The organism is Dysgonomonas sp. 511, from assembly GCF_010501105.1.
In the GTDB taxonomy this organism is placed as follows: Bacteria; Bacteroidota; Bacteroidia; order Bacteroidales; family Dysgonomonadaceae; genus Dysgonomonas.
In genome coordinates this window covers 1-5,944 of the sequence record NZ_QVMQ01000056.1, presented here as the reverse complement: position 1 = coordinate 5,944, position 5,944 = coordinate 1, and the positions used below count along the sequence as shown (strand labels likewise).

The following is a 5,944-nucleotide window of genomic DNA, read 5'->3' as shown; positions in this document are numbered from 1 at the left end:
TCTTTCTAAGATACTAAAAATCAAGGTCTTTTCAAAATAATATCCCTCTTATTATCAGTCATTTTTTCCCATTTTCCCTATTTTTGTCATGTACTTAGCCTGTCGGACACATTCCATTGTCATTTGCTCCGGAAGATAAGAAGCGAATGACGAATGATTTTATGGTACAATTAGCTAAGGAATACATGGAAGAAATGGGCATTAAAAACACCCAATATATCATTGTCAGGCATCACAATACCGACAATGAACACATTCATATTGTCTATAACCGAATCGACAATAACCTGAAATTAATATCAGTCAACCACGATTACAAACGGAATATCAAAGCTTGCAAGAAACTAAAAGACAAATATGGATTGACTTATGGCAAGGACAAAGAAAGGGTTAAACGTGAGAAATTAAGAAATCCGGATAAGGCAAAATATTATATCCATGATGCCATAAAGTCAGTTTTACCCAGTTGTAAGAATCCTGCTGACCTGAGATTCGGTCTTGAAAAGTATGGAATTGAGATTGACTATAAATTTAAGAGAGGCACAAACGAGATTCAAGGAGTATCATTCCGGTACGAAAATGTTGCGTTCAAAGGTTCGGAGGTTGATAGAAAATACAGCTTTGGAAATCTGAAAGAGGAGTTCCAGAAAAATCTTTTGGAAGAAAACAAGCAAATAGAAGAAACATACTTGCGACAACAGGTGGAGCAAAGAACTAAACTAGAAACCGATGAAAAAGCTAAACAACAAACCCAAAGCAAGCCGAAACTTCCATCTATTGGTGGTACTGAATTGATGTCTGAGCAATGGCAAATATTAAAAGACGGTGGGCATGTTTATCTTGAAAACATGAATCGTAGCAATGGAGATGGTAAATTCTCCTCCTATGTTTTCCTTAACGACGAAAAGAGCAAAGCCTTTTTTAGCGACAAGAATCCCGATGAGTTTGTCAAATACGGCAAATACGAAATGCGCATACGAGATAAGATACTCATAGAAAATGGCTATGTCACAAAAGCCAAAGTAAAATGGTGGGGCATGGGAAGCTATGCAAACCCTTACTTGTGGAAAGAGAATAAAGTAGATGCCCAATATAAAGAATCGTGGAGTGATCCACGATTGCAGAAAACTCAAAAGGAGGAGCAAAAACCAAAGAACACTCAACAACAAGCTTCTAATTTGGAGAAAAAAAGAGGAAGAAAAATGTAAATGAATAACATGCGCAACGATTTGGCATACAGATAGATTATTTTTGTTGCAGCAAATAGCAACAGCCTGAACGCTACTCGCTTCTGAAAATAAATATGTATATTTGCAACCAGCAACAACAGGTTGCTTACACATATTGAAGAAGCGTCAAGTTTCATCCTTTGTTTAGGAAATCGCCAATTGACTAATGTAGCAAGGATAAACATAGCGTTCCTGTTTGATGATTGTACATTTTGTGCAACATATCAGGCGTGGGCTGTTGTTTATTTGCTACAAGGTGTTTGGCGATACCTCTAACAAGATAAGCGTACAGTACCACGCTTTTTCTTTATGAGAATAGTAATTTTAGAATATAGACGAATGTTAAATTTCGCATCAATAGATTTTGAAACGGCAAACTATAATCGTTCAAGTATATGTAGCTTGGGAATTGTAATTGTAAAAAAAGGTGTCGTCGTAGATAAGATATATAGTCTTGTTCGCCCACGACCTAATTTTTATTGTTCATGGGCTACGGATATTCATGGATTGTCTTATTATGATACGCTAAATGAACCGGAGTTTCCAGAAGTATGGGAAGGCATTAAGCCTAAACTGAGGAATCTGCCGTTGGTTGCGCACAATAGCTCTTTTGATGCAGGTTGTTTGAAAGCTGTACATGATTTATATGAGATCCAATATCCTAATTATGAATTTCATTGCACCTATCGAACGGCTAAAAGAGAGTTCCCCAACTTGGAAAATCATCAACTGCACACAGTAGCAGCACATGTTGGATATGATTTGGAGAACCATCATCATGCTTTAGCTGATGCAGAAGCATGTGCGGAGATAGCGAAGAGGATAATCTAAAAAAATGAATATGGAAAAGAAAATGCCTACTCAAAGGGCAGTAAAATTGGAAGACTTAATAAAAATGAATTTGACGATTCCTCCGTATCAGCGGCCATACAAATGGACAGAAAAAAATGTTGTTACATTGTTGGATGATATTTTTGAATATGTTATCCTCAAAAACAAAGATTATCGCATTGGGAATGTCATCTTACACGAAGAAAGCAGCAATGTAAACAATGTAGTTGATGGGCAACAACGCTTAACAACTATTTCTATTTTGTTAAAAAAATTAGAACCGAATTTTGATAAATTATTGCTGCTTCAAAACTTTAAGCACAAAATTTCAAAGAACAATATTGTTTATAATTTTAGAATTATTAGTCGATGGATTTCCACAAAATTTGGAGAGCATGAAGGAGGGATAAAAGAATTTTACAATCAAATGCTCAAAAAATGCGAATTTATTCTTTTTACCGTGTATGGACAAGAGGAGGCGTTTCAATTGTTTGATTCTCAAAATTCAAGAGGTAAAGCATTGGAACCATACGATTTGCTGAAAGCGTTTCATTTGCGTGAAATGGACAATGAAAGCGAAGAAGAAAAGGCTAAATATGTTGAGCGTTGGGAAAAATCCATTGACGATAAAACTTTAAAGCCAATTTTGGGCAACCACCTTTTCCGAATTAGAAAATGGAGTAAAAACGAGCGGAAATACAATTTTACACGAGAAGAAATAGATGAATTTAAAGGCATTTCATTACATCAAATGCAACAATTTCCATACGAAAGCGCTATGCGAATGTTAGACGGTTTTGTTGCAAATGCACAAAATGACAAGTTTTTACGAAATATGGGCGTTGCGCAACAGTTTCCTTTCTCTATTACCATGCCGATTATCAACGGAAAACGCTTTTTTGAATATATTGATTTTTATATCCAACAAAGAGAGAAATTATTTGATTTGAACAAAGAAGATTCAATTAGAGCGGAAATACCGGAATTAGTTGAATTTTACGAAGAATACTGCAAATATAATAAACATTGGCGGAGTGGTGATGAAAAAGTGCGCAATCTGTACGAAAATATTTTGTTGGCATTCATTGATAAGTTCGGATATATTGAAGATTTAAAAAATTATTATCAAGCATTCTACAAGGCGGTCTATATTATTCGATGTGAAAATAAACGTATTAGCTTGGAAACAATTTTGAATAGTAATGCCAAAGAAATTATTCGCAAAATCCACGATGCAACAACTCCCGATAATTTGAAACATTATCAATACAAATCCTATAATATACCAAACGAAACAGTGCAGGGAATAGAAAAAGTAAAAAAGTTTTTGGGTTGGATTAGCATTGATGATGAATTGAAAAAACAACTACAAAACAACAATTTAGAGTTAGAAAAAGACGAAAACTATCCAAAATATTATGCAATTCCATTTCAATTATTCAACTCACATACTTGTTATGTTTACATTGGAGAAAAGGAAAATCCTTATTGGTATGGATTAAAAAAATCTTCTATTATAGAAGAAAATAGAAAAGAATTTCAAGACTTTGTAGAAAGGCTTCATTTGGACAAAAAGAATGATGAATGGTTCGGCTGGAAAGAATTTAGAAATTCGAAAAAAGAAGATATACAAAAAATTGTTGAAGAAATTGTAGATTGGATAAGGCAAATTCAAGATTTAAAATTTGGATAATATGGGAAATACAGCAATAAACATAAAAAATATTTTAAGTAATGATTTATATGTCATTCCTCGTTATCAACGCAATTATGCGTGGGGGAAAGCCGAAATTTCACAGTTAATTAAAGATATTGACGAGTTTTTTGAAGGAACAGAACATAAATCGTACTATTTGGGTTCTTTGGTCTGTTTTAAAAGAGAGAATATTGACGGTAAGGAAGTGTTTGAATTGCTCGATGGACAACAAAGACATACCACGCTTACATTGATAAACTTGGTATTAAAAAATTGGGAGTCAAATAATAACGAAACCGTTTCAGAATCAAATCTAAAATTTGAATCTCGCAAAAAATCACAGAATTACATTGAATCTTTGTATAAAGTTAAAAACGAATTTAACAAACAAATTGATAATTTGAATACTTTCGGTACAGGGAATTTCAAAGACGCCATCGAGATAATTCAAGAAGAATTGAGAAATATAATTCAAGAAGAATTGAGAAATAAAGCTATTTCAAATTTTGCTAAGAATTTTTACGAAAATGTCTTTCTCTTTCGTGTTGAAGTTCCCGAAGATACCGATTTGAATCATTATTTTGAAATAATGAACAACCGTGGCGAGCAATTGGAAAAACACGAAATTGTGAAAGCACTTTTGATGGGCAGTCCTGATGTCTTAGACAAAAATACTTTTGCAGCAATTTGGGACGCTTGTTCAGATATGAGCGATTATTTGCGCAAAGAGGTTAAGAATGCAGACAATAGTGATGAAGATAAAACGCTAATCAAGATTCTTGACAATCATTCTATTCCTATTGATTTTCCGAAAGAAGAAAAATTTGTTAAAGACAAATATAAATCTATTATTGACTTTCCCAATTTTTTATTGCAGGTTCTCAAATTGCAATATCCCGATACAGTACTTGATGATAAAAAATTGTTGGAGCAATTTCAGAAACATTTATCAGAAGAAAATTTTGCTTTGAAATTTATTGATGATTTACATAAATACAGATTGTTATTCGATAAATATGTAATTAAACAAGACTTATCTGATGCCGAAGAAAAAAAACAAGATTGGGGAATTAGAAAACTAAACGATACTTGTGATGGCACAATAAAAACATATAAAGAGAATGAAAATGACGAAGAATTAATTAAACTGCAAACAATGCTTTATTGTGCAAACTCTACAAACACATATAATAATTGGTTGCAAGAGGTGTTGAAAGGCGAGAAATTTTCAGAAAGTATAGAAGCGTACACTGCGCAAGTGCATGAAATTGCAAAAAGTCGTTTTGATGATGCGAATTTATCATATCCCAATATTAGTATCTTTAATTTATATTTTATTGATTTTCTGCTTTGGAAATTATATTTTGAAAAGGTACAAGGAAAAGAAAATATTCAATCAACAGAGGAATCTTTGAAAAATTTGGAACAAAAGATTTCTCAACAAAAATCACTATTTAATTCGTTTAAATTCAAACAAATAACCTCTCGCGAGCACCTTGCAGCTCAAAGTAATCCGAGTTCGAAAGATATTCCGTTGGACGATTTGAATGGGATAGGCAATTTGTGTCTTATTTCTACTTCTCAAAATTCGGCGGGCAACAAAGAAAGTCCCATTGATAAGAAAAAAAGATTTACAAATGATAATGAAAGTTTGAAACGGATAATAATGTTTGAAAGTTTTGATGAAAACGACAAATGGGATACTGTGCAAATACGAAAACACGCAAAAGAAATTGAAGCATTATTAAAGTATTACAAGGAAAAATGAGAGTCTAAACTTTTGAATGAAAGACCTCGAATGTAAATTCAATGACACAATAATATAAAATAACGATTATGATGACACATCAAGATATTGCCAAAGAAATTATTTCATACGGTTTAAATTTAGCCTATTTTAATGTAGAGAATATAGAAATTGCTTTTTTAACTCGTCAAATACAGAACGCATTATCCCAAGACGAAATTATAGAAACTTCTACTGCCACAGAAAACATTTTGCGGGAGTTGGTTAGGCAAATAGCCCAAGCATTTGAAGGAAACAAACTAACAGATGAAGAATGTGGTACTTTGTTTCAATATATCATTGCATTGCTGTCCCATTAAAATCACAAAAAGCTCTTTGAATTATTTGATAATTAGTTAGTTTCGGGGTTTTCTCACGCGCGACGATTTCAATTTATAGCTT

The 5,944-nt window shown here is 33.0% G+C and carries 5 protein-coding genes; all 5 read left to right on the top strand.

The annotated features are described in order from the left end of the window. Positions 1-110: 110 nt before the first annotated feature. A complete protein-coding gene (locus tag D0T57_RS16110; protein ID WP_368666937.1) occupies positions 111-1,208 on the top strand; it encodes a relaxase/mobilization nuclease domain-containing protein in 1,098 nt (365 codons plus the stop codon). A gap of 360 nt (positions 1,209-1,568) precedes the next feature. Beyond that, positions 1,569-2,060, top strand: coding sequence for an exonuclease domain-containing protein (locus tag D0T57_RS14905; protein ID WP_163274270.1), 492 nt, complete (start codon positions 1,569-1,571; stop codon positions 2,058-2,060). A 10-nt stretch (positions 2,061-2,070) separates the two neighbouring features. Beyond that, complete coding sequence (locus tag D0T57_RS14900; RefSeq protein ID WP_163274269.1) at positions 2,071-3,753, top strand: DUF262 domain-containing protein; 1,683 nt, start codon at positions 2,071-2,073, stop codon at positions 3,751-3,753. Between the two features lies 1 nt (position 3,754). Continuing rightward, on the top strand, positions 3,755-5,524 hold the full coding sequence (locus D0T57_RS14895) for a DUF262 domain-containing protein (RefSeq protein WP_163274268.1): 1,770 nt from the start codon (positions 3,755-3,757) through the stop codon (positions 5,522-5,524). Between the two features lie 68 nt (positions 5,525-5,592). Next, positions 5,593-5,862, top strand: coding sequence for a hypothetical protein (locus D0T57_RS14890; protein WP_163274267.1), 270 nt, complete (start codon positions 5,593-5,595; stop codon positions 5,860-5,862). Positions 5,863-5,944: the final 82 nt, after the last annotated feature.